The organism is Salmonella enterica subsp. arizonae (assembly GCF_008692845.1).
In the GTDB taxonomy this organism is placed as follows: Bacteria; Pseudomonadota; Gammaproteobacteria; order Enterobacterales; family Enterobacteriaceae; genus Salmonella; species Salmonella arizonae.
Map to the genome: position 1 here is coordinate 15,587 of NZ_VXJW01000002.1, position 25,006 is coordinate 40,592.

A 25,006-nucleotide genomic window follows, 5' to 3' on the forward strand; every position below is an offset into this window, starting at 1 on the left:
TACCTCTTACGATGACGATGGAAAAATTACCGGCACAGCTTACGCAAAAAGCGTGCTTCGTACTACGGCGGAATCCACGATTGCGATTAGCCGCCGATTTTAAGGCAAAATTCAGGCGTAGCGTGACGTTCTATCCACTGAATCATTCGCCCCGCGATATCTACGCCCGTAGTCTTTTCGATACCTTCCAGTCCCGGCGAGGCATTCACCTCCATCACCAGCGGCCCGCGCGCGGCGCGTAAAATGTCGACGCCCGCCACATCCAGCCCCAGCGTCTGTGCGGCTTTGATGGCGATATCCCGCTCACGGGGCGTGATTGTCGCGATGCTGGCTACGCCGCCGCGATGAAGATTGGAGCGAAAATCACCGGCTTTCGCGCACCGCTCTATCGCCGCCACAACCTCATTGCCGACGACCAGACAACGAATATCGCATCCTTTAGCTTCGGCAATGTATTCCTGAACCAGAATATGGGCATTAAGTCCCCGGAATGCATCAATGACGCTTTCAGCGGCCTGACGCGTCTCCGCCAATACCACGCCGATCCCTTGTGTGCCTTCAACCAGCTTCACGACCAACGGCGCCCCGCCGACCATATCAATGAGATCGCTGGTATCATCCGGCGAATGGGCGATTCCGGTGATGGGAAGATCGATCCCCTGGCGCGCCAGAAGTTGTAGCGAGCGCAGCTTATCGCGCGCGCGGGTAATAGCTACGGATTCATTCAACGGATAACTGCCCAGCAGCTCAAACTGGCGCAGCGCAGCGGTACCATAAAAAGTAATGGCCGAACCAATACGGGGAATAACGGCGTCAAAATGGGGAAGACGACAACCCTTGTAATGAATCGACGAGGCTGCCGGGTTAATATTCATATAGCAGGAAAGAGGATCGAGTATCTCTACCAGATGGCCGCGCCGCATCGCCGCTTCGCGCAGACGTTTGCAAGAATAGAGCGTTCCATCCCTGGACAATATGGCTATTTTCACCCTGTACCTCGCTGAAGACCCTGAAAAGCCCGCGTATCATACACTGGCCCGCAGGTTTTAGCGCGTCGCCCAACCCTGTTTATGCAAATATTCGAGGATAAATGGGCGATTTTCTTTAATCAGGGTACGACGGATATGATCGCTCCAGGTATCGCGTCGGGGGTTGCTGCCGCGGGTCAGATAATACTCAGCCAACTGCTCGTCATAGCGCGCCAGCAGGTTTTCATCAAGCGGCTGATACTGGTTCTCATGAACCACAAGCGCGGCAGGCAGGCGCGGTTTCAGATCCGGATTATCCGCAGGCCAGCCCAAACACAGACCAAACAGCGGCAATACATGCTTCGGCAATTTCAACAGTTCGGTAACAGACTCAATATTATTACGGATGCCGCCGATATACACGCCGCCTAATCCCAGCGATTCCGCCGCCGTCAGCGCATTTTGTCCCATCATCGCCGTATCAACTACGCCAAGCAGTAGCTGTTCAGCAAGCCCCAACTGAGCGTCAGGGCAGATCTGCAAATGACGATTAAAATCGGCGCAAAATACCCAAAACTCAGCGGCCTGCGCCACATGCTTTTGCCCACCCGTCAGGGGCACTAACGCATGGCGCAGGACCTTATCGGTAATACGGATAATAGAACTGCACTGTAAAAAGCTGGAACTGGAGGTGCTGCGCGCGGCGGCGATAATGGCCTCTCGCTGCGCGTCAGTCACAGGCTCATCGGTAAAATGGCGGATAGAACGATGGCCACAAAGAAGTTCAATGGTCGGACTCATTATGCTTTTCTCTATCTGAACGGAAAGAAATGTCGGGTGGACGTTTCATCAACTGCGGCGCAAGTGTCTGCGCAATACGCCACATCATCGCCACCGCGGCGGGGAGGATCAACACAACGCCCAGGAAAACCATCAACATGCCAGCCAGCGGCGTATTGAACGGCGCGGGCAGCGTAAAGTAATGATTAAGCGATAGCAGAGCGAGCGCCAGCAAAATCATACCGAGGCATTCCAGTAACACTACGCTCTTAGGTAACACGCCTATTGTGCGCATATCAAGCCTCCCGGTAAACTGAAGCACAGTGTAGAACGTTCTGGCCCGGCGTGCTTAACAGATATAGCCTTAGATTATCAAAGGAACAGGCGTAACCTGCTTTTCAACCGCCTTAAATCGCGGCATGATAACGCCTGTTCGCCGTCTGGCTTTATGTTCGAGGAGAGATATGTTTACTGTTATTTTTGGCCGCCCAGGTTGCCCTTATTGCGTGCGTGCAAAAGAGCTGGCGGAAAAACTGAGCAACGAACGCGACGATTTCAATTATCGCTATATTGATATCCACGCTGAAGGCATTACTAAAGCGGATTTGGAAAAAACCGTAGGTAAGCCCGTGGAAACCGTACCGCAGATTTTTGTCGATCAAAAACATATCGGCGGCTGTACGGATTTTGAAGCATGGGCAAAAGAAAATCTGAATCTTTTCGCCTGATTGCCTTGGCTGCGCCCTCTGCCGGAGGGCGCTATCGGTGTTTTTTTCGCCGATGACTAAACAGGCTGCTAATAAACAAATAACAGAGCGCGCCTAAAGCACACCAGAATACGGCGCTAAATAGCCACGCAAGTTCTTGCCATAACGATCGGGTAGGCATAAATACAAAGCGCATTAATACCAGGCAAAACGGCGCCGCCAACAGCGCTCCGATCAGCGGTCGGATCACCTCGCGTCGGTGAGAAAAAAAACTGGCCACCGCGCCAGGTAACGTAAAAAATAATAGCCCAATCTCAGGATGTCCTGCCGCACGAAAAGCGCCTTGTACATGCAAGGTTAATGAAAGACACACCACAATAAAGAGTACAAAACAGCAGACAACGCCTGCCCACCCGTGTTTATGTTTCAATCGTTCCTCCTGACACTCTCTCTATCAAACACGCTTTCCGCCGTGAGGCATCCAGTCAGATAAAGTCATGTGGCATTCCATGCCAAAAACACACCTGCACAATTCTTATAGCCCTTAGTAAACAATAAGATTAAACTAGCAGGATATATTGCTGTGTTGTTTTTATTTGGATGCTGTATGAATACGATTGCACCCTTAATTCATGATAAAAACAGTAGCGTAAATTACCATTTCTTTCAACAGCTTACTCGTAAACAAGAAGTTAGTCTCCGTGAATATAAACGTCGCAGATTTGTTAAATGGGAATTACATCCTGTTATTATTTGTGGTCCTGGCTCTTGGCCTGTGTCTTGGCAAGTTACGTCTGGGTTCAGTCCAACTTGGTAATTCCATTGGCGTTTTGGTGGTCTCTCTATTATTAGGGCAGCAGCATTTTAGTATTAACACCGACGCGCTAAATCTGGGATTTATGCTGTTTATTTTTTGTGTCGGCGTAGAAGCCGGCCCCAACTTTTTTTCGATTTTTTTTCGCGACGGTAAAAATTATCTGATGCTTGCCCTGGTCATGGTCGGTAGCGCTCTGCTAATCGCCTTAGGCCTTGGTAAACTATTCGGCTGGGATATCGGCCTGACAGCCGGTATGCTGGCCGGCTCAATGACATCTACACCAGTGCTGGTTGGCGCAGGTGATACCCTGCGACATTCCGGTATCGCCAGCACGCAACTCTCCTCCGCCCTTGATAATCTGAGTCTGGGCTATGCCCTTACCTATCTGATCGGGCTGGTCAGCCTGATCGTGGGCGCACGCTACTTGCCTAAACTACAGCATCAGGATTTGCAAACCAGCGCCCAGCAAATTGCTCGCGAGCGCGGCCTGGATACCGATGCTAATCGCAAGGTTTATCTGCCGGTTATCCGCGCCTATCGGGTTGGCCCGGAACTGGTGGCCTGGACTGACGGCAAAAACCTTCGTGAGCTGGGTATTTACCGCCAGACAGGCTGCTATATCGAACGTATTCGCCGTAACGGCATTCTGGCGAACCCGGACGGCGACGCGGTGCTGCAAATGGGCGATGAAATTGCGCTTGTCGGCTATCCAGACGCACACGCCAGGCTCGATCCCAGCTTCCGTAATGGTAAGGAAGTGTTTGATCGCGATCTGCTTGATATGCGCATCGTGACGGAAGAGATTGTGGTGAAAAACCACAATGCGGTCGGTCGCCGCCTCGCTCAACTCAAGCTGACCGATCATGGCTGCTTCCTTAACCGCGTCATCCGCAGCCAGATCGAAATGCCTATCGACGATAACGTGGTGCTGAATAAAGGCGACGTGTTACAGGTGAGCGGCGATGCCAGACGCGTAAAAACCATCGCCGATCGCATCGGTTTTATTTCGATCCATAGCCAGGTGACTGACCTGCTCGCCTTCTGCGCTTTTTTTATCATTGGCTTAATGATCGGGATGATCACCTTTCAGTTCAGCAATTTTAGTTTCGGCATCGGCAACGCGGCCGGCTTGCTGTTCGCCGGGATCATGCTTGGTTTCCTGCGCGCAAACCATCCTACCTTTGGTTATATTCCGCAGGGCGCGCTTAACATGGTGAAAGAGTTTGGATTGATGGTATTTATGGCAGGCGTCGGTTTAAGCGCCGGCAGCGGTATCAGCAACGGTCTGGGCGCGGTCGGCGGGCAAATGCTGATCGCCGGCCTTGTCGTCAGCCTGGCGCCAGTGGTGATCTGCTTCCTGTTTGGCGCCTATGTACTGCGCATGAACCGGGCTCTGTTATTCGGCGCCATGATGGGCGCGCGTACCTGCGCCCCGGCAATGGAAATTATTAGCGATACGGCGCGCAGCAATATTCCGGCGCTAGGTTATGCGGGGACTTACGCCATCGCCAACGTTTTACTAACGCTGGCGGGAACGCTCATTGTCATCATCTGGCCGGGATTAGGATAAAACTGAAGATTGCCTTTTAGTGAAAAAATTTTGCCGATAAGTAGAACTTTTCGTTAAAGCATTAGTCATACCTATTGCCACTGCTTTTCTTTGATGTCCCCATTTTGTGGAGCCCATCAACCCCGCCATTTCGGTTCAAGGTTGATGGGTTTTTTGTTGCCTGACGCTGAGTGAGACGACATTGACTCTCCGGCGATCCGCTTTACCATCTGCAAAATCGCTTCACGCGCCAGCGGCGTCCGATCCGTCACAAAATGCAGCGTCATTCCCTCGATAAACGCATCCAGCGCGCGGGCGGTCTGCGAGTCAAACCACTGCGCCAGCGTATTCTGGCTACGCTGCATCCAGTTTTGCATGACTACTTTTAATGCAGGCTTACCGCTGGCATAAGCATATAACTGATACATTAATGCCATATTATCCGGCGTCGTCACCTGCGATCCGTAAATCATTTCCGTTATCGCCTGGCACGCCCCATCCGCATCCATCACCTGCGCAAAAAAATCCTGGTATTGACGCGACATGTTCTCGGTGAAAAGCGTGAAAGCTTCACTTAATAACGCATCCATACCGGCAAAATAGTAGGTCATAGAACCAAGCGGTACCTGAGCGATAGCAGCGATTTTCCGGTGCGTTACAGCATGAACGCCATATATTTTTACCGCTTCCAGTGTGCCCTGAATAATTTTTTCACGCCTCTTAGGGTCATTGGCGCGTCGTACAGTATTTTCTTTCATGATGAGTTTCCACAGCGCATTCAGGATGTACGCGATAGTCCCCTACCGCTTACGCTGAAAAAACAGACAGCAAAAATGTCTGCATAGCGAAGTATGACGATGATGTGTACAAATGTACACAATCTTGCTAATGTTTACCTCTCGTTTATTTTTCCTGGCCTGACGCTATGACCGTCCTCTCCTCACGCAACGCCTTAAAACGTCGTACCTGGGCGCTGTTTATATTCTTCTTTTTACCCGGGTTGCTGATGGCCTCCTGGGCAACCAGAACGCCTGCTATCCGGGATATTCTTTCCGTCTCCACGGCTGAAATGGGGGCGGTCTTATTCGGCCTTTCTGTCGGCTCGATGAGCGGTATTCTTTGTTCCGCCTGGCTGGTGAAACGATTTGGTACCCGTAAGGTTATTCACACAACGATGACTTACGCAGTAGGCGGGATGGTTATTCTTAGCGTCGCGCTGTGGTGCGCCTCTCCGCTGATTTTTGCCTTGGGATTAGCCGTGTTCGGCGCCAGTTTTGGCGCTGCCGAAGTGGCGATTAATGTCGAAGGCGCGGCGGTAGAACGCGAGCTGAATAAAACCGTTCTGCCGATGATGCACGGTTTTTACAGTTTCGGCACGCTGGCGGGCGCAGGTGTCGGCATGGCGTTAACCGCATTAAGCGTCCCGGCTAACATCCATATCATCCTCGCGGCTGCCGTGGCTATCGCGCCCATTTTTATCGCCATTCGGGCGATCCCTGACGGTACGGGTAAAAACGCATCGGAAAGTCCTCACCTTCAGGAAAAAGGATTACCTTTTTATCGGGACATCCAGCTTTTGCTCATTGGCGTGGTAGTGCTGGCGATGGCATTCGCCGAAGGCTCTGCGAATGACTGGCTGCCGTTACTGATGGTAGACGGACACGGTTTTAGCCCAACCTCCGGCTCTCTGATCTACGCCGGTTTCACGTTTGGTATGACCGTTGGTCGTTTTACCGGCGGCTGGTTTATTGACCGCTATAGCCGCGTGACGGTTGTTCGCGCCAGCGCGTTGATGGGGGCGCTGGGCATTGGCCTGATTATTTTTGTCGATAGCGCCTGGGTTGCCGGCGTATCAGTCATTCTTTGGGGCTTAGGCGCCTCGCTCGGCTTCCCGCTGACCATTTCCGCCGCCAGCGATACCGGTCCTGACGCACCGACGCGTGTGAGCGTTGTCGCCACGACCGGCTATCTGGCATTTTTGGTCGGGCCCCCGCTGTTGGGCTATCTGGGAGAGCATTATGGATTACGCAGCGCCATGATGGTCGTACTGGCGCTGGTTATTCTGGCGGCGCTGGTGGCGAAGGCCGTCGCCAAACCTGTATCGACTCCGCAACCGGTGATGGAGCATAACGCATGAGTATCAAATTAATCGCCGTCGACATGGACGGCACTTTTCTGAGCGATCAAAAAACCTATAACCGTGACCGGTTTATGGCGCAGTACCAACAAATGAAGCGGCAAGGCATTCGCTTTGTCGTGGCCAGCGGCAACCAGTATTACCAGTTAATCTCCTTCTTTCCGGACATTGCGCACGAAATCGCTTTTGTCGCGGAAAACGGCGGTTGGGTGGTCAGCGAAGGAGAGGATGTTTTTAACGGCGAGCTGACAAAAGCCGACTTCCAGACGGTTGTCGAACACCTGCTCACACGCACCGACCTGGAGATTATCGCCTGTGGAAAAAACAGCGCCTACACGCTGAAACGGTACAACGATGCGTTAAAAGCCGTTGCGGCAATGTATTATCATCGTCTGGAGTTTGTGGATAATTTTAATAACATCAACGATGTTTTTTTCAAGTTCGGCCTTAATATTACCGATGAACGGATACCGGAAGTACAGGCCGCTCTGCACGGCGCCATTGGCGATATCATGGTCCCCGTTCATACCGGCTATGGCAGTATTGATTTAATAATTCCCGGCGTGCATAAAGCCAACGGCCTGCGTCTGTTACAGCAGCGCTGGGGCATTCATGATAGTGAAGTGGTGGCGTTCGGCGACGGCGGCAACGATATTGAGATGCTGCGTCAGGCCGGGTTGAGTTTTGCCATGTCGCACGCCAGCGAAGCGGTCGCGGCGGCGGCGAAATACCGCGCCGGATCGAACAACCAGGAAGGCGTGCTGGATATCATCGACAGCGTATTAAACAACGAGCCGCCGTTCAACGTCTAGTGGATGCCTCTCTATGCCTGATAACAGAAAGCTTATCAGGCGTAGCCGCTCTCTCAGACTGTTTGCAAATTCCCCGTCCGCTTATCTTTTAAGAAGACCAGCATCAGCAGTAGCCAAAGAATACCGTTTGCCAGATTAAACAGGCTAAATAGGCCATTGCCGCCGCTTAACCAGGCGTGTTTACTTACTTCAATGCCAACGGTAAAAATCAGCATTTGTAGCATTCCCATCGCCGCCGAGACCGTTCCTTTACTCATATCGCTGGAAAAGAGCGTCAGACGCACCAGTCCGGCATTCGCCAGCCCAATGCCAAAAGCATATACGCTTAATCCCGCCGTCATCCATAAATAAGCATGGGATGAAACCACCGTCGCCGCCGCGGCGATGATCAGCCCCGCGACGATAGGCCAGCCGCCCATCACGATCAGCGAGCGAACCGTACGTCGGGAGGTTAAACGCGCCAACACCAGATTACCGGCAATGAGCGCGCCAAAAACGGGCACCTGTAGCAGACCATATTCATAGCTGCTGAGCTGTTCGCCGCTAATGATGATAATCGGCGACTGCGCAATCCAGGCCAACAGCGGCAGGCTGACAAATCCCAGCGCTAACGCCCCTGCGACGAACCGCCGGTTTTTTATCACCAGCCGATAATCCCGGCCCAGCGCCTTAAATGACAGCGTTTCGCCCCGCCGCGTGGCGGTCTCCGGCATTGCGCGCTGTAGCCCGAAAAAGGCGATAGCGGCCAGTGCGGCAAATAAAATAAACATCCCCTCCCACGGCAGAACATGCACCCACGCCGCCCCAACCAGTGGTCCCAGTAGCGGCGCGATTAATGCCACGTTCGCCATCAGCGCGGTAATTTTTATACACACCGCTTCCTCAAAGGATTCCTGAATCGCGGCATACCCTACAGCGCCGATAAAACACAGGCTAATCCCTTGCAAAAAACGCAGGAATGTAAATTGTTCGATGTTTTTCGCCAGTAACGTCGCCAGGCAGGTGACAATAAACCACACGACGCCCGCCAGCATCACAGGACGACGGCCAATCCGGTCAGACAACGGGCCAAGCAGCCACTGTAAGAACATACCGCCCGCCAGATAAGCGGTCATGGACGTCGGAACCCAGTCCAGGCCCGCCTGATACTGCTCAACCACCGCCAGCATACCCGGCTGGATCATGTCGTTGCCAATATAGGTAGAAAATTCGTACAGCACCAGACAGAGAGGAAAAAGTAGCGCCTGACGTCCCAGCCTGACACCTGATTGTAAACGGTTATGCATACCATCTCTTCGCCAATAAAAAACCGCGCAGAGTGTAATGAAAGTCCGGGAACTGAGATAGCGAATTATGAGGCTGCAAGGTAAATAACGCACATTTTTACAGAAAGCCGCTTAGCGCTTGCGTACTTTAAGGTTAATTTAAGTTTGCGCCGTTATCATGGAAGATATTTTATGCCATTGTCTTAATTCTCTTCATGTTGCAACCAAATAAGACAATACCGCTTTTCCTCCCTGTTCCGCTGTGTTTATGCTCATTTTGCACGGGGATGATCGCTGGCTGTCCCTTTTGATTTCATTGCTTTGAGCCTGGATGTTATGCTGGAAAACCTTAACAATTCGCTGTTTTATTTTATTAACGCCACGCCTGATTCCGCACAGTGGACGATTTCGCTTGCGATCTTTATCGCCAAAGATGTCATTAACATCGTCCTGCTCTTAGCCGTGGTACTCTGGCTGTGGGGTCCCCGCGATCAGGTCTGCGCCCAGCGCCAGCTAATCGTTAAAATATGCATCGCGCTGATTATCAGTTTGACGGTCTCCTGGACAATGGGGCACCTTTTCCCGCACGATCGTCCTTTTGTCGATCATATCGGCTACAACTTCCTGCATCATGCCGCCGATGACTCTTTCCCCAGCGATCACGGCACGGTGATTTTTACCTTTGCGTTGGCGTTTTTGTTCTGGCATCGCCTCTGGTCAGGCCTCGTGATGATGGCGATAGCCATTACCATCGCCTGGTCGCGCGTCTATCTCGGCGTACACTGGCCGTTAGATATGATTGGCGCGCTGCTGGTAGCGATGCTTGGCTGCTTGAGCACGCAACTGATCTGGCAACGGTACGGCGCGCCGGTCTACCAGGCGCTGCAACGTTATTACCGTTTCTGTTTCGCGCTGCCCATTCGAAAAGGCTGGGTACGTGACTAAACTGCGAAAAAAAGAGTAATATTAAGCGCTCTGTATGGTGCGGAGCGCTTATTTAACTCTCCAGGGGAACTATGGAAACGCGACGCGACGAGCGTATTGGTCAATTGCTGCAGGCCTTAAAACGCAGTGATAAACTTCACCTTAAAGAAGCCGCGATCCTGTTGGGCGTCTCTGAAATGACCATCCGTCGCGATCTGAATAATAAAAGCGCGCCCGTCGTGTTGCTGGGCGGCTATATTGTACTGGAGCCCCGCAGCGCCAGTCATTATCTATTAAGCGATCAAAAATCCCGTCTGGTGGAAGAGAAACGCCATGCCGCGCAGTTGGCTGCGAGCCTGGTACAGGCGCATCAAACGGTATTTATTGACTGTGGCACCACCACGCCGTGGATCATTGAAGCCATTGATAATGACCTTCCTTTTACAGCGGTGTGTTATTCACTTAACACCTTTCTGGCGCTACAGGACAAACCTCATTGTCGCGCTATCCTCATCGGCGGAGAGTTTCATGCCAGCAACGCCATTTTCAAACCGCTTGATTTCAATGAAACGTTAAACAATATTTGTCCGGATATCGCGTTTTATTCCGCCGCCGGCGTTCATACCAGTAAAGGCGCCACCTGTTTTAATCTGGAAGAGCTGCCAGTAAAACATTGGGCGATGACAATGGCGCAGTGTCATGTACTGGTGGTCGATCACAGTAAATTCGGCAAGGTACGTCCGGCGCGGATGGGGGAATTGTCGCGTTTTGATACGATTATCAGCGATCGTCGCCCCGATGACGCATTTGTGGCCTACGCCAAGGCACAACATATTAACCTGATGTTTTAAACGCAGATTGCCGGATGAGACGCTCTCCCGGCAACGAGGTTATTTTACGAGAACCAGCCGCCAAACCACTGATGGAATTTCATCAGCACAAAATCCCACATCCGACTGAAAAACCCGCCCTCGTCGACGTTTTCCATTACCATTAACGGACGCTGCTCAATGGATTTTCCGTTGAGCTGGAAATCGATGGTGCCGACAACCTGCCCTTTCTTCAACGGCGCCGTGAGCTGTGGTTCATTCAGCGTAAAGCTGGCCTTCAGGTTTTTAAGCTGCCCACGCGGAATTGTCACAGACCCCGCGTCGCCCGCCCCTAAATTGACCTCTCGCTGGTCACCAAACCAGACCCGTTGCGTCACAAATGTCGCGTCAGGTTTAATCGGCGTGACCGTTTCGAAGAAGCGGAAGCCCCAGGTCAGCAGTTTTTCTGACTCATTAAAACGAATACGATCCGTTTTCGCCCCCAGCACGACAGAGATCAGGCGCATATCACCCTGGGTAGCGGATGCGACAAGGTTATACCCTGCCCCTGACGTCGTTCCCGTTTTCATACCGTCGACATGCAGATTCGTGCTCCACAACAGACGGTTACGGTTTGGCTGACGAATATTATTAAAGGTAAATTCTTTCTCTTTATGAAGGGCGTATTCGTCAGGCACGTCGTGGATCAAGGCCTTGCCGAGCAGCGCCATATCGCGAGCGGTACTGAACTGCCCTGGCGCATCAAGGCCATGCACCGTCTGGAAAGTTGTATTCGTTAATCCCAGTCGTTTCGCGTAGGCGTTCATCAGGCCGATAAAAGACTCCTGGCTTCCGGCGACATAGTCGGCAAGCGCAATACAGGCATCGTTACCTGACTGAATGATGATGCCTTTATTAAGATCCGCAACCGATACCTGATCGCCTGGCTTCAGAAACATCACCGATGAACCCCGTAGCGCCGGATTTCCCGTCGCCCAGGCATCTTTGCCTACCGTCACCATATCGGTCAGCTTGATTTTCCCTGCCTTCAGCGCCTGGCCCACCACGTAGCTGGTCATAATTTTTGTCAAACTGGCAGGGTCGAGTTTCTCATCGGCATTGCCCTCCGCCAGCACTTTACCACTGGCGTAATCCATTAAGATCCAGGCTCGCGCGTCAACGTCCGGCGGCGCGATCGTTTGCTCCTCCGCCTTTACAGACGAAGCGAAAAGGAATAAGAGAACCAAGCCTGCAGTGAGGCTACGAAAGGAAGAAGCGTATTGCATCATAGTACCACCCGAGTATCCATTCCAAAAACACACGTCATACCACCGTGTAATAAGTGCGGTGAGTAATAACGCACTCACGACGTTAAAGAAACCGTAACTTGGTAAAGTTTTTAAAGTTTATGCAATAACATCCCGTTACGCTTCCTTCATAACGTTTTTTTACAGGACGTTGTGTAAATGTTAGTTTTATTTTACTGCGGGCCGATTACTGTCATCAGCCTGATAAAACATAAGGGGTCAATATGATTACGCTGTGGGGCCGAAACAACTCGACTAATGTTAAAAAAGTGTTGTGGACGCTTGAGGAGCTGGAACTGCCATACCAGCAAATTCAGGCAGGCGGTAAATTCGGCGTTAACCACGATGCCGACTATCTGGCAATGAATCCTAATGGACTGGTGCCGTTGCTTAAAGATGATGAAACCAACCTGTTACTGTGGGAATCCAATGCTATTGTCCGTTATCTGGCGGCGCAATATGGCCAAAACCGGCTATGGGTTGATAATCCGGCGCGGCGCGCGGAGGGCGAAAAATGGATGGACTGGGCGAATCAAACATTAAGCCCGGCGCACCGTGTTATCCTGATGGGGTTAGTCAGAACCCCGCCGGAAAAACGCGATCAGGCGGCAATTGAAGCCGGTATCGAAAAGTGTGATAGCCTGTTCGCGCTTCTTGATGATGCTCTGGCCCGCCAGCCGTGGTTCTCCGGGGATAACTTTGGCACCGGCGATATCGCCATTGCGCCTTTCGTCTATAACCTGTTGAACGTGGGTCTGAAGTGGACGCCACGCCCGAATCTGGAGCGCTGGTATCAACAGCTCACCGAGCGCCCTGCTTTTCGTAAAGTGGTGATGATCCCGGTTACCTAACGCGTGGCTGCGGTATCGGGTGAAGGACTTACCTTGAGTAACTGCCCGTCGGACTCATCGGTTAACACATATAAGTAGCCGTCAGGTCCGACACGTACATCACGGATACGCTGCTTTCTGTCACCCAGAATACGGCCTTCTTCCGTCACCGTATTTCCATCGACGCGCATCACAATAACCTCTTTATCTTTTAGCGCGCCGATAAACAGTTTGTGCCGCCACGGCGCAAAAACGTCGCTGGCATAAAAAGCCATTCCGCTGATCGCCGGAGAATCCTTCCAGTAGTAAACCGGTTGCTCCGTCCCCTCGACAATTTCGCCTTTGGCTTCCGGCACTTTCAGACCGCTATAGTTGATGCCCCATGTGGCCAGCGGCCAGCCATAATTTTTGCCTTTTTCCGGGATGTTAATTTCGTCGCCGCCGCGCGGGCCGTGTTCATGCAGCCATAGCGCGCCGCTCCAGGGATTGATGGCCAGTCCCTGCGGATTACGAATACCGTAAGACCAGATTTCCGGACGCGCGCCCGCCTGATGTACAAACGGATTATCCGGCGGGATTTCGCCCTGCCCGGTCAGGCGCACCAGCTTACCCTGTAATTTATCCAAATCCTGTGCGGTAGCGCGCTGGTTATTTTCACCCAGGGCAATAAAAAGAGCCCCTTTCGCATCGAATACCATACGTCCGCCAAAATGGTTGCCGGTAGACAGCTTAGGCATCTGGCGAAACACGGTACGAAAATGTTCCAGGCGCTGGAGATCGTCGCTCAGCCGCCCAAAGCCGACTGCCGTACTGGCCCGCCCTTCACTGTCAGCTTCAGCATAGCTAAGCCAGACGCGGCGAGACTGAGCAAAATCAGGCGCCAGCACGACGTCCAGCAAGCCTCCCTGCCCGTTTGCCCACACTTTCGGTACGCCAGCCAGCGGATCGGAAAGTCCCCGCCCCGCCTGCCAGTGACGCAGTTGCCCCCCTTTCAGGGTAATGAGCATCCCACGGTTATCCGGCAAAAAAGCCAGCGACCACGGGTGATCGAGCCGGGTTTGCAGCACCTCGACGTTCACCGGCGCAAGGTTAGCGTTCGCCCACGAAGAGAAAAGAGAAAAGAGAAAATGAAACTACGGCGAGAAGTATTCGACGCATACCGCCTCCTTCAGGGCTTTGCGTTAAAGCGTAGTAATCATCTGAGGAGGTTGGTTTATTTTTACAAAACATTAAGCGGCGCGGTCCGGTAAAAAGGGGGAGTCGCCTCCCCCTTGTTCAGACCTGTATAAGCGGTGAATGTGCTTTCAGACTCTGAATACTCAGCGTCAAAGTTGTCAGACAGTTTTCAAGTTTATCTGCGTTAACGGCGATAAATGTCGGACAATCATGGTGTCCGCTCATTAAACAAACGGCGGCTGCTGCAAGCGCGCCTTCGGCACGGCGCAGCGCATTCCACTCCTCCTGATCGAGATGCAGTCCCTGCCGTAAAACTTGATCGTGGAGCTCGCGATTCAGTTCAAAAAAATTGTCACGCAGAATGTCACTTTCGCTGACTGACATATACCCCTTCGCTTTTCGCAATTGCAGATAAGCGGCAAGATCGATACGCGCGTTTATCAGCTTGTTGAGAAGATCGGTTCTCAGTCTGTCAACGACCATACCTTTTTCCTCCTCTTTTCAACCAAGGCTCAACATAATAGTATGGTCGTTTTTTAGACAAATGGGTTGTCAGAGATCAAGAATTTTCTTAGCATTAACCTTTTTCACCTTTCGCTGGTAGCAACAAAGGTTGATGCCGCCGCTCCCGATGAGATTACGATACAATTTTTGTCCGGATATCTGTAGAATCCCTGCCCTGACCATTCCAATAAATGAACACTTTTTAAGCTATGAGTAATGTAACCCACCAGCCAAAGATCGGCTTCGTTTCCTTGGGCTGTCCGAAAAACCTCGTTGATTCGGAAAGAATCCTGACTGAACTGCACACCGAAGGTTATGATGTTGTGCCACGCTATGACGATGCGGATATGGTTATCGTCAATACTTGTGGCTTTATTGACAGCGCGGTACAAGAGTCACTGGAAGCTATCGGCGAAGCGCTGAACGAAAACGGTAAGGTCATCGTTACCGGTTGCCTGGGCGCAAAAGAAGATCAGATCCGCGAAGTGCATCCGAAAGTCCTGGAAATCACCGGTCCGCATAGCTATGAACAAGTTCTGCAGCACGTACATCATTACGTACCGAAACCGAAGCATAATCCATTTTTAAGCCTCGTACCGGAACAGGGTGTAAAACTGACGCCGCGCCATTATGCATATCTGAAAATTTCCGAAGGCTGTAATCACCGCTGCACGTTCTGTATCATTCCGTCGATGCGCGGGGATCTGGTCAGCCGTCCGATTGGCGACGTATTAAGCGAAGCGAAACGTCTGGTTGACGCCGGGGTCAAAGAGATTCTGGTGATTTCGCAAGATACCTCCGCCTACGGCGTAGATGTGAAGCACCGCACCGGATTCCACAACGGCGAACCGGTGAAAACCAGTATGGCGAGCCTGTGCGAACAGTTGTCAAAACTGGGCGTCTGGACGCGTCTGCACTACGTCTATCCCTATCCGCACGTCGATGATGTGATTCCGCTGATGGCGGAAGGCAAAATCCTGCCCTACCTGGATATCCCGCTACAACATGCCAGCCCGAGGATCCTTAAGCTGATGAAACGTCCAGGCTCCGTTGACCGCCAGCTAGCGCGCATTAAACAGTGGCGCGACATCTGCCCTGAACTGACCCTACGCTCCACCTTTATTGTCGGTTTTCCCGGCGAAACGGAAGAAGACTTCCAGATGCTGCTCGACTTCCTGAAAGAGGCGCGCCTCGATCGCGTAGGCTGCTTCAAGTACAGCCCGGTGGAAGGCGCAGGCGCGAACGAACTGCCGGATCAGGTGCCGGAAGAGGTGAAAGAAGAACGCTGGAATCGTTTTATGCAGCTACAACAGCAGATCTCCGCTGAGCGTTTACAGGAAAAAGTGGGCCGCGAAATTCTGGTGATCGTCGATGAGGTTGACGAAGAGGGCGCCATTGGACGCAGCATGGCGGATGCGCCGGAAATTGACGGCGCGGTCTATCTGAACGGCGAAACCAACGTCAAGCCGGGCGACATAGTGCGCGTGAAAGTGGAAAATGCCGACGAATATGATTTGTGGGGCAGTCGGGTTTAATGCTCCCTTCCCATCGTGAGAGCCGGATGGCGACATAAATGCTTTATCCGGCTTACGCCACAGCCTGCTACAGGCCCGGCAGACGTCAACGCCACCGGACAGTACCGTAGAAGCTTACCCCTTAATCTTCGGGTCCAGCGCATCGCGCAGCCCGTCGCCTAACAGGTTAAACGCCAGCACTGTCAGGAAAATCGCCACCGCCGGGAAGAGCGCTACGTGCGGCGCGATGACCATATCCGCCCGCGCCTCATTAAGCATCGCTCCCCACTCCGGCGTTGGCGGCTGCGCGCCTAATCCGAGAAACGACAGACTCGCTGCGGAAATAATCGACGTACCGATTCGCATCGTAAAAAAAACCACAATTGACGAGACCGTTCCCGGCAAGATATGGCTAAACAAAATCGTCGCGTCGCGGGCGCCGATACTGCGGGCGGATTCAATAAACGTCTGCTGTTTTAAGACCAGGGTATTTCCGCGCACCAGACGAGCAAACGCCGGAATAGAAAAAATCGCCACTGCAACTATCACATTAGCGATACCACTACCAAGCACCGCCACGACGGCAATCGCCAACAAAATGCCGGGGAAAGCGAACAGCACATCGCAAATGCGCATAATGAAACGATCCCACCAGCCTTCATAATATCCCGCCAGCAATCCCAGTACCGTACCCATTATTGCGCCGATAAGTACCGCGAGCACGCCAGCCGCCAGTGAGATCTGCGTCCCAACAAGAACCCGGCTAAAGATGTCTCTTCCCAGCGAATCGACGCCAAACCAGTGCTGCAAAGAGGGACCATTGTTCAGGCTATCGTAGTCAAAATAGTTTTCCGCATCGTAGGGCGTCAGCCAACGGGCGAAAATCGCCACCAGAATTAACGCCAGTACAAATCCCCCGGCGACCAAAGCGACATGCTGATGGTGAAAACGACGCCAGAACTCCCGCCACGGCGTGCGTATCTGTTCGGGTTTTACCACAGGCATAGCATTTAAAATCGCCTGACGGCGCCAGTTAAATATTCGCATCCTTACTTGTACCTGATAGCCGGATTAATGGCGGCATAGAGAACATCCACCACTAAGTTGATAAGAATAAACTCCAGAGAAAACAACAGTACTTCTGCCTGAATCACGGGGTAGTCACGCATTTCGACGGAGTCCACCAGTAATCGCCCAAGCCCCGGCCAGTTAAACACTTTTTCGACGATAATCGATCCGCCAAGCAAAAAACCAAATTGTAGCCCCATCATGGTGACGACCGGGATCATCGCATTACGCAGGCCATGTTTTAACACCACCCACGTTTCACTGACGCCTTTCGCCCGCGCGGTCCTCATATAGTCTTCGCTCAGGACATCGACAAACGAGGAGCGCGTAAAACGCGCCATGACTGATGCCACCGCAGCGCCTAGCGTCAGGGAGGGTAAAATATAATGTTGCCAGCTATCCGCCCCTACGGTCGGTAGCCAGCCCAGTTCCACGGAGAAAATCTGCATTAACAGCATTCCCAGCGCAAAAGCCGGAAAAGAAATACCGGTCACGGCAAGCGTCATGCCTACTCTGTCAGGCCAGCGATTGCGCCATACGGCGGCGGCGATACCTGCCGCCATACCAAACAGAACCGCCCATATCATACTGGTTATTGTCAGCCACAGAGTCGGCAAAAAGCGGCTGGCGATCTCCTCAGAAACCGGGCGACGGGAAACCATTGACGTACCGAAATCGCCTTGTAAAACATGGGTGATGTAATGCCAAAACTGGACATGAAGCGGCTGATCAAGCCCCAATTGCTGACGAACCAGCGCGATCACCTGCGCGTCGGCTTCCGGTCCGGCTATCAGCCGCGCCGGGTCGCCGGGCAACAAATGAACAAATAAAAACACCAGCACTGCCACAATCAACAGCGTAGGAATTAATCCCAGCAGGCGCTTGAGAACATAGTTAAGCATCACACAAACCTTTTACCGGATGGCGGACAACGCACGCGCCATCCAGCCCCATCGCATTACTTACTTCAAATCCGCATCGTCAAAACTGAAACCGGTATCCGGCATAATCCAGAAACCGGTCAAATTTTTACTGTGCGCAGAAACCAGTTTCTCCACCACTAACGGTATCCAGGGCGACTCTTTCCAGATAATATCCTGCGCCTCTTTGTACAATCGTGTTTTCTCCTGCGGATCGTTAGTCTTTAAGGCTGCCGCCAAATCGCTGTCGACCTGCTTGTTGCTGTAAAAAGCGGTATTAAACTGCGTCGGCGGCCAGTTTTGTGATGCGAAGAGCGGCGATAACGCCCAGTCAGCTTCGCCCGTCGACGCCGACCAGCCGGTATAGAACATTCGCACGCCACTCTCTTTTTGCCCTTTGCCCTCAACCTCCGCAGCGCGCTGGCCAGCGTCCATCGCGGTTATTCGGGCTTTAATGCCAATCTGCGCCAGTTGCTGCTGAGTAAACTGCAACACTTTTTGCGCGGTGCTATGGTTATGCGATGACCACAGCGTGGTACTGAAACCGTCTGGATATCCCGCCTCTTTCAACAGTTCGCGCGCTTTAGCCGGATCATAGGGCCACGGCTGATAGCTTTGCGCATAGGCTATTGACGGCGGCACCACGCCCGTCGCCGGCGTGGCGTATCCGGCAAACGCCACTTTAACCAGCGCCTGACGATTGATAGCGTAATTCAACGCCTCACGCACCTTAGGATTATCAAACGGCTTCTGCGTCACATTCATACTGATATAACGCTGCATAATGGACGGGCTGGCGACCAGTTCGAGGTTTTTATTTTTCGCCAGTACTGCGGCCTGCTCATAAGGAATAGGAAAAGCAAATTGCGCTTCGCCGGTTTGCAGCATCGCCGCGCGGGTATTGTTGTCAGTGACCGGACGCCAGGTAATAGAATCCAGCTTGGGTAAGCCCTGCTGCCAGTAACCGACGAACTTTTTCACTTTTACAAAGTCGGTTTGATTCCAGGTTTCAAGCTGGTATGGGCCAGTACCGACCGGATGAAAACCAATATCCTTGCCATATTTTTCCAGCGCTTTCGGCGAGATCATCGCCGTCGCCGGGTGCGCCAGAATATTAATGAAGGCGGAGAACGGCTGTTTCAGGGTAATTTTTACCGTTGCCGGATCGACGACCTCCGTTTTTGCGATATTTTTATACAGGTTATAACGCTTGAGGTGGTTATCCGGATTGCTGGCGCGATCGAGATTCGCTTTCACCGCCGCCGCATTAAAATCCGCGCCGTCCTGAAATTTCACCCCCTGTCGTAGCGTAATGGTATAGGTCAGGCCGTCATCAGAAACGGTATAGCCTTCCGCCAGTACGTTTTTTACCTTCATGTCTTTATCCAGGCCAAACAGTCCTTGATAAAATGACTTCGCCACCGCCTGCGAGAGTGTATCGTTGGCATCATACGGATCGAGCGTGGTGAAATTAGACCCTACCGCCACCACCACATCTTTGGCCGCCAGGGCCGGAAAAGCCGCAATGGATGAGGCCAGTCCCAGCGCCGCCAGCCATTTATGCGTAATAAATTGCGTCATGTTGTTCTCCTGAAACCCTGCCTGTCTGAATGTTATAAGCGGGAGAGCGCATTATCCTGCAGCGGCCGCGCAACATAATGTCCCGGCCCGACAAACTGTAATGAAACAGCGGGCGTCTCTTCGCCACGTTTATGAATATTGCTGGGTATATCATCTGATAGCAGAACGCGCCGCGGCCGGTGTCTGGAGGGATCGGCAACCGGCACCGCCGCCATCAATTTACGCGTATAAGGATGCTGCGGATTTTCAAAAACGGCGCGCCGCGGCCCCATCTCAACAATTTGACCAAGATACATCACCGCCACGCGATGGCTAATTCGCTCCACGACCGCCATATCATGCGAAATAAACAGGTAGGCGATCCCCATTTCCCGTTGTAAATCGAGCAGTAAATTAATGATCTGTCCGCGAACGGAAACATCCAGCGCGGAGACCGCCTCATCAGCAATAATCACTTTAGGATTCAATGCCAGCGCGCGAGCAATGCAGATGCGCTGACGTTGACCGCCGGAAAACTCATGCGGATAACGCCAGGCATGTTCAGGACGTAATCCGACACGTTCAAGCAACCAGGCCACGCGCTTTGCCGCAGCGTCCCCCTGCCCCAGGCCATGAATCCGTAAAGGTTCCATAATGGAATACCCCACGGTCTGGCGCGGGTCGAGCGAGGCGTAAGGATCCTGGAAAATACACTGAATATCGCGGCGCAACGGCTGGAGCTTACCCGCAGACAGCGTGTCAATGCGCTGTCCGTTAAAGATAATCTCCCCCTGCCGGGATTCAACCAACCGCAGCAACGCGCGTCCGGTCGTCGATTTTCCGCTACCGGACTCGCCCACCAGCGATAGCGTTTCGCCGGGCCAGAGATCGAAACTGATATTCTCAACGGCATGAACTTCACGCGTAACGCGGTTAAAGAGACCGCTACGCAGCGGGAATCGCGTCACCAGCCCCCGAACCTGGAGAATAGGCTCGCCTTCCACCACCGTGTCTTGCTCAATCTGCGATTCATAAGGGGCCGGTTCGTCAGCGGAAATCAACGGGAAACGGCGTGGCAGCGAGTGGCCGCGCATCGCGCCAAGCTGAGGGACGGCGGCCAGTAACGTTTGGGTATAAGGATGCGTCGGCGCATGGAAAATCTGCTCTACGCTGCCGGTTTCCACGGCCTCGCCCTGATACATCACCAGTACGCGATCGGCAATATCCGCCACGACGCCCATGTCGTGGGTGATAAAAATCACGCCCATCGACATCTCTTGCTGCAACACTTTGATAAGTTGCAAAATTTGCGCCTGTATGGTGACATCCAGCGCCGTAGTGGGCTCATCGGCGATCAATACCGCCGGACGGCAAGATAGCGCCATCGCAATCATGACCCGCTGGCGCATACCGCCGGAAAGCTGATGCGGATAACGCGATAAAATCGCCTGCGACTCCGGGATCCGTACCTGATCGAGCATACGTTTCGCTTCCGCCAGTGCCTCTTCGTGGCTGGCGCCCTGATGCAAGCGGATAGATTCGGCAATCTGCTCGCCAACGGTAAATACCGGGTTAAGCGAGGTCATCGGCTCCTGGAAAATCATGGCGATATCCGCGCCGCGCACCCGCCGCATCTGCGCGTCACTCTGTTCAGACAGTTCAATCACCTGACGGTTACGCCGACGCAACAGCATTTCGCCGCAGCGCACATTCGCGTCGGACTGTTCAATCAGCCGCATTAACGCCAGCGCCGTCACTGATTTTCCCGATCCCGACTCGCCGACAATCGCCAGAGTCTCGCCACGCTTCAGACGTAATGACAAATTACGCACGGCGTCTACCTGTTGCCCTTCGTGGTGAAACGCGATATTCAAGCCCCTGACGGACAGAACATCGCGGCTATCCAGTTCATCGCTGTGCGGCACCTGCGGCTCCTTATTCCCGGTAAATTCCTGTGCCAGGCGTATCCCTATTCAGGCGCTGTTCACGGTGGCACACAACTTTTACTATAACTATCAGAATTGTTGTGAGTTATTCATTCGATTTTTGAATATAGAAAGATGCGTAAGGTATGTAAAGGCGCAGGGCCGTCTCTAAGACCGAGGTAGCATACTGCCCGCCGCTGTTTTCTGACATAATAGGCGGATTCAATTTTGCCTCGCAGGAGTGTGTTCATGGAATTTTCCGCCGGATTGATGCCGCTTGAAACGGCGCTGACTCAGATGCTTTCGCGTATTACCCCGCTCACCGCCGTAGAGACGTTACCGCTGGTGAACTGTTTTGGCCGCATCCTGGCGACCGATATCGTTTCTCCCCTCAATGTCCCCGGCTTTGATAATTCAGCAATGGATGGTTATGCGGTACGTTTAGCGGATTTGTCCGCCGATAAGCCGTTGCCCGTCGCCGGCAAAGCGTTCGCCGGTCAGCCTTACCAGGGTGAGTGGCCTGCGGGCACCTGCATTCGCATTATGACCGGCGCCCCGGTGCCGGCAGGTTGCGAGGCGGTAGTCATGCAAGAGCAGACGGAACAAACCGATGACGGCGTGCGTTTTACCGCCGATGTTCGTTGCGGACAAAACATCCGCCGCCGCGGCGAGGATATTCGCCAGGATGCGGTGGTCTTTCCGGTCGGTACGCGCCTGACTACTGCCGAACTGCCAGTGCTGGCGTCGCTGGGAATTGCCGATGCGCAGGTAGTACGTAAAGTGCGCGTAGCGCTGTTCTCGACCGGCGACGAGCTCCAGCTTCCGGGCCAGCCGCTGGAGGCGGGACAAATTTATGACACTAACCGTCTGACTATACATTTGATGCTGCAACAGCTTGGCTGCGAAGTGATCAATTTAGGCATTATTCCCGACGATCCTGGTAAGCTTCGCGCCGCGTTTATCGACGCCGACAGCCAGGCCGATGTAGTGATAAGCTCCGGCGGCGTCTCGGTCGGTGAAGCGGACTATACCAAAACCATCCTTGAGGAGCTGGGCGAAATCGCCTTCTGGAAGCTGGCTATCAAGCCTGGTAAACCGTTCGCCTTCGGCAAACTCAGTAATAGCTGGTTCTGTGGCCTGCCGGGGAATCCAGTCTCTGCGGCGCTCACTTTTTATCAACTGGTTCAGCCTTTACTGGCGAAGCTTGGCGGCAACACGGCAAGCGCTCTGCCGCCGCGCCAGCGTGTACGCACAACATCTCGCCTGAAGAAAACGCCGGGGCGTCTCGATTTCCAGCGCGGCATACTGCAACGTAGCGCCAGCGGCGAACTGGAAGTCACGACCACCGGACACCAGGGCTCACATATTTTTAGCTCGTTTAGTCTGGGCAACTGCTTTATTGTGCTGGAGCGTGAGCGCGGCAGTGTTGAGCCGGGAGAATGGGTGGAAGTCGAGCCGTTTAATGCTCTGTTCGGAGGCCTGTAATGGCGGAACTTAGCGACCAGGAGATGCTGCGCTATAACCGACAAATTATTCTGCGCGGCTTCGATTTTGAAGGGCAGGAAGCGTTAAAAGATGCGCGGGTATTAGTGGTCGGGCTGGGCGGACTTGGCTGCGCGGCAACGCAGTATCTGGCCGGCGCTGGCGTCGGGCAACTGACGCTACTCGATTTTGATACCGTTTCCGTTTCCAATCTCCAGCGTCAAACCTTGCACAGCGACGCGACGGTCGGGCAGCCAAAGGTAGAGTCCGCCCGCGACGCGCTGGCGCGAATCAACCCGCATATTACCATTACGCCCGTTAACGCGCGGCTGGACGACGACGCTATGACCAGCCTGATTGCCGGGCATTCACTGGTGCTGGACTGTACCGATAACGTTAGCGTACGTAATCAACTTAACGCCGGGTGCTATACCGCGAAAGTGCCGCTAATCTCCGGCGCGGCAATTCGTATGGAAGGACAAGTTACCGCCTTTACGTATCGGGAAAACGAACCCTGTTACCGCTGCCTGAGCCGTCTGTTTGGCGAAAACGCTCTGACCTGCGTGGAAGCTGGGGTGATGGCGCCGCTGATTGGCGTGATCGGTTCGCTACAGGCAATGGAGGCCATTAAGCTGCTGGCGCATTACGGTCAGCCTGCCAGCGGAAAAATCGTCATGTACGATGCGATGACCTGTCAGTTCCGCGAAATGAAGTTGATGCGCAACCCCGGCTGTGAGGTCTGCGGGCAGTAGCCACTTTACGGATAAACATACCGAAGCACGGTTTATGGCCGTGCTGTACCAATAGATAATTAAACAGCGCTTTAAGCTGGCTGTCATCAGAAGCGAAGCCAGCTTACCCAAGCTCCTACTGACGATCGGCTCAAGCAGCGCGGCATCATCTTAAACGCCATACCACAGCCTCAAACCGTGATGTTCTACCTCATTTAACGCCTCTTTGTCAGAACCTCTCCATTCGTTGACGCACATCAAGATAACTTTCATTCGAAATTAATTTAATATTTATATGAAATAAGAGAGGCCGTTTATGATCTTCAATATTCAGCGCTATTCTACCCACGATGGCCCCGGTATCCGTACCGTAGTATTTCTCAAAGGCTGTTCGTTGGGCTGTCGCTGGTGCCAGAACCCGGAAAGCCGCGCCCGCGCCCAGGATCTGTTATACGACGCGCGGCTGTGTCTCGAAGGATGCGACCTGTGCGCGCAAGCCGCGCCGGACATCATTGAGCGCGCGCTAAACGGCCTGCTCATCCATCGCGAGAAACTGACCGACGCCCATTTTTCCGTCCTGGCGCATTGCTGCCCCACACAGGCGTTAACCGTGTGCGGCGAAATAAAAGGCGTGGATGAGATCATGGCGACGGTACTGCGCGATAAACCTTTTTACGATCGCAGCGGCGGCGGTCTTACGCTTTCCGGCGGCGAACCGTTTATGCAGCCGGAACTGGCGGCAGAGCTGTTTAAAGCCAGCCATGACGCCGGTATTCATACTGCGGTGGAAACCTGTCTGCATGTCCCATGGAAATACATTGCACCCTCGCTGCCTTATATCGATCTCTTTCTGGCTGATTTGAAACATGTCGCCAACGGACCGTTCAAGCAGTGGACCGACGGCAGCGCTTCGCGGGTACTGGAAAATCTCAGGAAACTCGCCGCCGCTGGCAAAAAAATGGTGATTCGCGTCCCACTGATTCAGGGATTTAATGCCGATGAGGAGACCATTAAAGCCATTACCGACTTTGCCGCCGACGAACTGCGCGTCGGGGAAATTCATTTTCTGCCCTACCACACGCTGGGCATCAATAAATACCACTTACTCAGTCAGCCCTATCATGCCCCGGATAAACCACTGGATGCGCCGGCGTTGCTCGATTTTGCCCAGCAGTACGCCTGCCAAAAAGGTTTAACCGCGACCCTACGAGGATAATTATC

At 53.1% G+C, this 25,006-nt stretch carries 23 protein-coding genes and 1 pseudogene; 11 read left to right on the forward strand and 13 right to left on the reverse strand.

The features are described from left to right. Positions 1-86: 86 nt before the first annotated feature. Genes rimK through F4V61_RS04695 form a run of 3 tightly spaced genes read right to left on the reverse strand, consistent with a single transcriptional unit; the run spans position 87 to position 2,043 of the window. A complete protein-coding gene (rimK, locus tag F4V61_RS04685) occupies positions 87-989 on the reverse strand; it encodes a 30S ribosomal protein S6--L-glutamate ligase (protein ID WP_080160850.1) in 903 nt (300 codons plus the stop codon). A 57-nt stretch (positions 990-1,046) separates the two neighbouring features. Beyond that, positions 1,047-1,769, reverse strand: a complete 723-nt coding sequence (gene nfsA, locus F4V61_RS04690; protein WP_000075293.1) for a nitroreductase NfsA — start codon at positions 1,767-1,769, stop codon at positions 1,047-1,049. After that, the gene (locus F4V61_RS04695; RefSeq protein ID WP_080160851.1) at positions 1,753-2,043 is read right to left on the reverse strand and encodes a YbjC family protein; all 291 of its coding nucleotides are present in this window, start codon (positions 2,041-2,043) and stop codon (positions 1,753-1,755) included. Before F4V61_RS04695 ends, nfsA begins: the two co-directional genes overlap by 17 nt. 169 nt (positions 2,044-2,212) lie before the next feature. On the opposite strand from F4V61_RS04695, the gene F4V61_RS04700 reads away from it, so the two are divergent. Next, entirely contained in the window at positions 2,213-2,476 is a 264-nt protein-coding gene (locus F4V61_RS04700; RefSeq protein WP_000495514.1) for a GrxA family glutaredoxin, read from the forward strand. A 31-nt stretch (positions 2,477-2,507) separates the two neighbouring features. Here the strand turns inward: F4V61_RS04700 and F4V61_RS04705 are convergent, their stop codons facing one another. Then, on the reverse strand, positions 2,508-2,885 hold the full coding sequence (locus F4V61_RS04705; RefSeq protein ID WP_000680846.1) for an inner membrane protein YbjM: 378 nt from the start codon (positions 2,883-2,885) through the stop codon (positions 2,508-2,510). 271 nt (positions 2,886-3,156) lie between these two features. On the opposite strand from F4V61_RS04705, the gene F4V61_RS04710 reads away from it, so the two are divergent. Then, positions 3,157-4,842 carry an aspartate:alanine antiporter gene (locus F4V61_RS04710; RefSeq protein ID WP_038396348.1) on the forward strand — a complete coding sequence of 562 codons (1,686 nt, stop codon included), beginning with the start codon at positions 3,157-3,159 and terminating at the stop codon, positions 4,840-4,842. Between the two features lie 116 nt (positions 4,843-4,958). Here F4V61_RS04710 and F4V61_RS04715 read toward each other — a convergent pair whose 3' ends face one another. Next, positions 4,959-5,579 carry a TetR/AcrR family transcriptional regulator gene (locus tag F4V61_RS04715; RefSeq protein ID WP_058819432.1) on the reverse strand — a complete coding sequence of 207 codons (621 nt, stop codon included), beginning with the start codon at positions 5,577-5,579 and terminating at the stop codon, positions 4,959-4,961. Between the two features lie 167 nt (positions 5,580-5,746). Between F4V61_RS04715 and F4V61_RS04720 the strand changes: the two genes are divergently transcribed. Beyond that, complete coding sequence (locus tag F4V61_RS04720) at positions 5,747-6,958, forward strand: MFS transporter (RefSeq protein WP_058819433.1); 1,212 nt, start codon at positions 5,747-5,749, stop codon at positions 6,956-6,958. Continuing rightward, positions 6,955-7,770 (forward strand): Cof-type HAD-IIB family hydrolase, encoded by an 816-nt coding sequence (locus tag F4V61_RS04725; RefSeq protein ID WP_000023544.1) that lies wholly within the window; start codon positions 6,955-6,957, stop codon positions 7,768-7,770. The genes F4V61_RS04720 and F4V61_RS04725 overlap by 4 nt, the downstream gene beginning before the upstream one ends. 53 nt (positions 7,771-7,823) lie before the next feature. On the opposite strand, the gene F4V61_RS04730 is transcribed toward F4V61_RS04725, so the two are convergent. Continuing rightward, entirely contained in the window at positions 7,824-9,056 is a 1,233-nt protein-coding gene (locus F4V61_RS04730) for an MFS transporter (protein WP_000551887.1), read from the reverse strand. Between the two features lie 315 nt (positions 9,057-9,371). Between F4V61_RS04730 and ybjG the strand changes: the two genes are divergently transcribed. Together ybjG and deoR are read left to right on the forward strand one after the other, a co-directional pair. Beyond that, positions 9,372-9,980: an undecaprenyl-diphosphate phosphatase gene (gene ybjG, locus F4V61_RS04735; RefSeq protein WP_000892319.1), complete on the forward strand. Its 609-nt coding sequence runs from the start codon at positions 9,372-9,374 to the stop codon at positions 9,978-9,980. 71 nt (positions 9,981-10,051) lie between these two features. After that, positions 10,052-10,810: a DNA-binding transcriptional repressor DeoR gene (deoR, locus tag F4V61_RS04740; RefSeq protein ID WP_058345563.1), complete on the forward strand. Its 759-nt coding sequence runs from the start codon at positions 10,052-10,054 to the stop codon at positions 10,808-10,810. 44 nt (positions 10,811-10,854) lie between these two features. On the opposite strand, the gene dacC is transcribed toward deoR, so the two are convergent. Next, positions 10,855-12,057, reverse strand: a complete 1,203-nt coding sequence (dacC, locus tag F4V61_RS04745) for a serine-type D-Ala-D-Ala carboxypeptidase (protein WP_038396358.1) — start codon at positions 12,055-12,057, stop codon at positions 10,855-10,857. Between the two features lie 242 nt (positions 12,058-12,299). Here dacC and F4V61_RS04750 point away from each other — a divergent pair, with 242 nt between their 5' ends. Continuing rightward, positions 12,300-12,926 carry a glutathione S-transferase family protein gene (locus tag F4V61_RS04750; RefSeq protein WP_000631918.1) on the forward strand — a complete coding sequence of 209 codons (627 nt, stop codon included), beginning with the start codon at positions 12,300-12,302 and terminating at the stop codon, positions 12,924-12,926. Here the strand turns inward: F4V61_RS04750 and F4V61_RS04755 are convergent. Together F4V61_RS04755 and bssR are read right to left on the reverse strand one after the other, a co-directional pair. Next, positions 12,923-14,063: pseudogene (locus F4V61_RS04755) on the reverse strand (PQQ-dependent sugar dehydrogenase). The gene F4V61_RS04750 and the pseudogene F4V61_RS04755 sit on opposite strands and share 4 nt — an antisense overlap. Before the next feature lie 117 nt (positions 14,064-14,180). Continuing rightward, on the reverse strand, positions 14,181-14,564 hold the full coding sequence (gene bssR, locus F4V61_RS04760; RefSeq protein ID WP_038396362.1) for a biofilm formation regulator BssR: 384 nt from the start codon (positions 14,562-14,564) through the stop codon (positions 14,181-14,183). Between the two features lie 230 nt (positions 14,565-14,794). Between bssR and rimO the strand changes: the two genes are divergently transcribed. Further along, positions 14,795-16,120: a 30S ribosomal protein S12 methylthiotransferase RimO gene (gene rimO, locus F4V61_RS04765; protein ID WP_080160852.1), complete on the forward strand. Its 1,326-nt coding sequence runs from the start codon at positions 14,795-14,797 to the stop codon at positions 16,118-16,120. A gap of 114 nt (positions 16,121-16,234) precedes the next feature. On the opposite strand, the gene gsiD is transcribed toward rimO, so the two are convergent. From gsiD to gsiA, 4 genes are read right to left on the reverse strand one after another with little or no spacing between them, the layout of a single operon-like run. Further along, positions 16,235-17,146 (reverse strand): glutathione ABC transporter permease GsiD, encoded by a 912-nt coding sequence (gene gsiD / locus F4V61_RS04770; protein WP_038396365.1) that lies wholly within the window; start codon positions 17,144-17,146, stop codon positions 16,235-16,237. Between the two features lie 2 nt (positions 17,147-17,148). Next, complete coding sequence (gsiC, locus tag F4V61_RS04775; RefSeq protein WP_079903820.1) at positions 17,149-18,069, reverse strand: glutathione ABC transporter permease GsiC; 921 nt, start codon at positions 18,067-18,069, stop codon at positions 17,149-17,151. A 60-nt stretch (positions 18,070-18,129) separates the two neighbouring features. Next, a complete protein-coding gene (gene gsiB, locus F4V61_RS04780) occupies positions 18,130-19,668 on the reverse strand; it encodes a glutathione ABC transporter substrate-binding protein GsiB (protein WP_079827927.1) in 1,539 nt (512 codons plus the stop codon). 32 nt (positions 19,669-19,700) lie between these two features. Continuing rightward, positions 19,701-21,572, reverse strand: a complete 1,872-nt coding sequence (gene gsiA / locus F4V61_RS04785) for a glutathione ABC transporter ATP-binding protein GsiA (RefSeq protein WP_080160853.1) — start codon at positions 21,570-21,572, stop codon at positions 19,701-19,703. A gap of 249 nt (positions 21,573-21,821) precedes the next feature. Here gsiA and moeA point away from each other — a divergent pair, with 249 nt between their 5' ends. The 3 genes from moeA (at position 21,822) to F4V61_RS04800 (ending at position 25,001) form a co-directional block, all read left to right on the forward strand. Continuing rightward, positions 21,822-23,057, forward strand: coding sequence for a molybdopterin molybdotransferase MoeA (moeA, locus tag F4V61_RS04790; protein ID WP_141029327.1), 1,236 nt, complete (start codon positions 21,822-21,824; stop codon positions 23,055-23,057). Further along, positions 23,057-23,806 carry a molybdopterin-synthase adenylyltransferase MoeB gene (gene moeB / locus F4V61_RS04795; RefSeq protein ID WP_000829276.1) on the forward strand — a complete coding sequence of 250 codons (750 nt, stop codon included), beginning with the start codon at positions 23,057-23,059 and terminating at the stop codon, positions 23,804-23,806. The genes moeA and moeB overlap by 1 nt, the downstream gene beginning before the upstream one ends. A gap of 295 nt (positions 23,807-24,101) precedes the next feature. Next, entirely contained in the window at positions 24,102-25,001 is a 900-nt protein-coding gene (locus F4V61_RS04800) for a glycyl-radical enzyme activating protein (protein WP_080160855.1), read from the forward strand. The last annotated feature ends 5 nt before the right edge of the window (positions 25,002-25,006 follow it).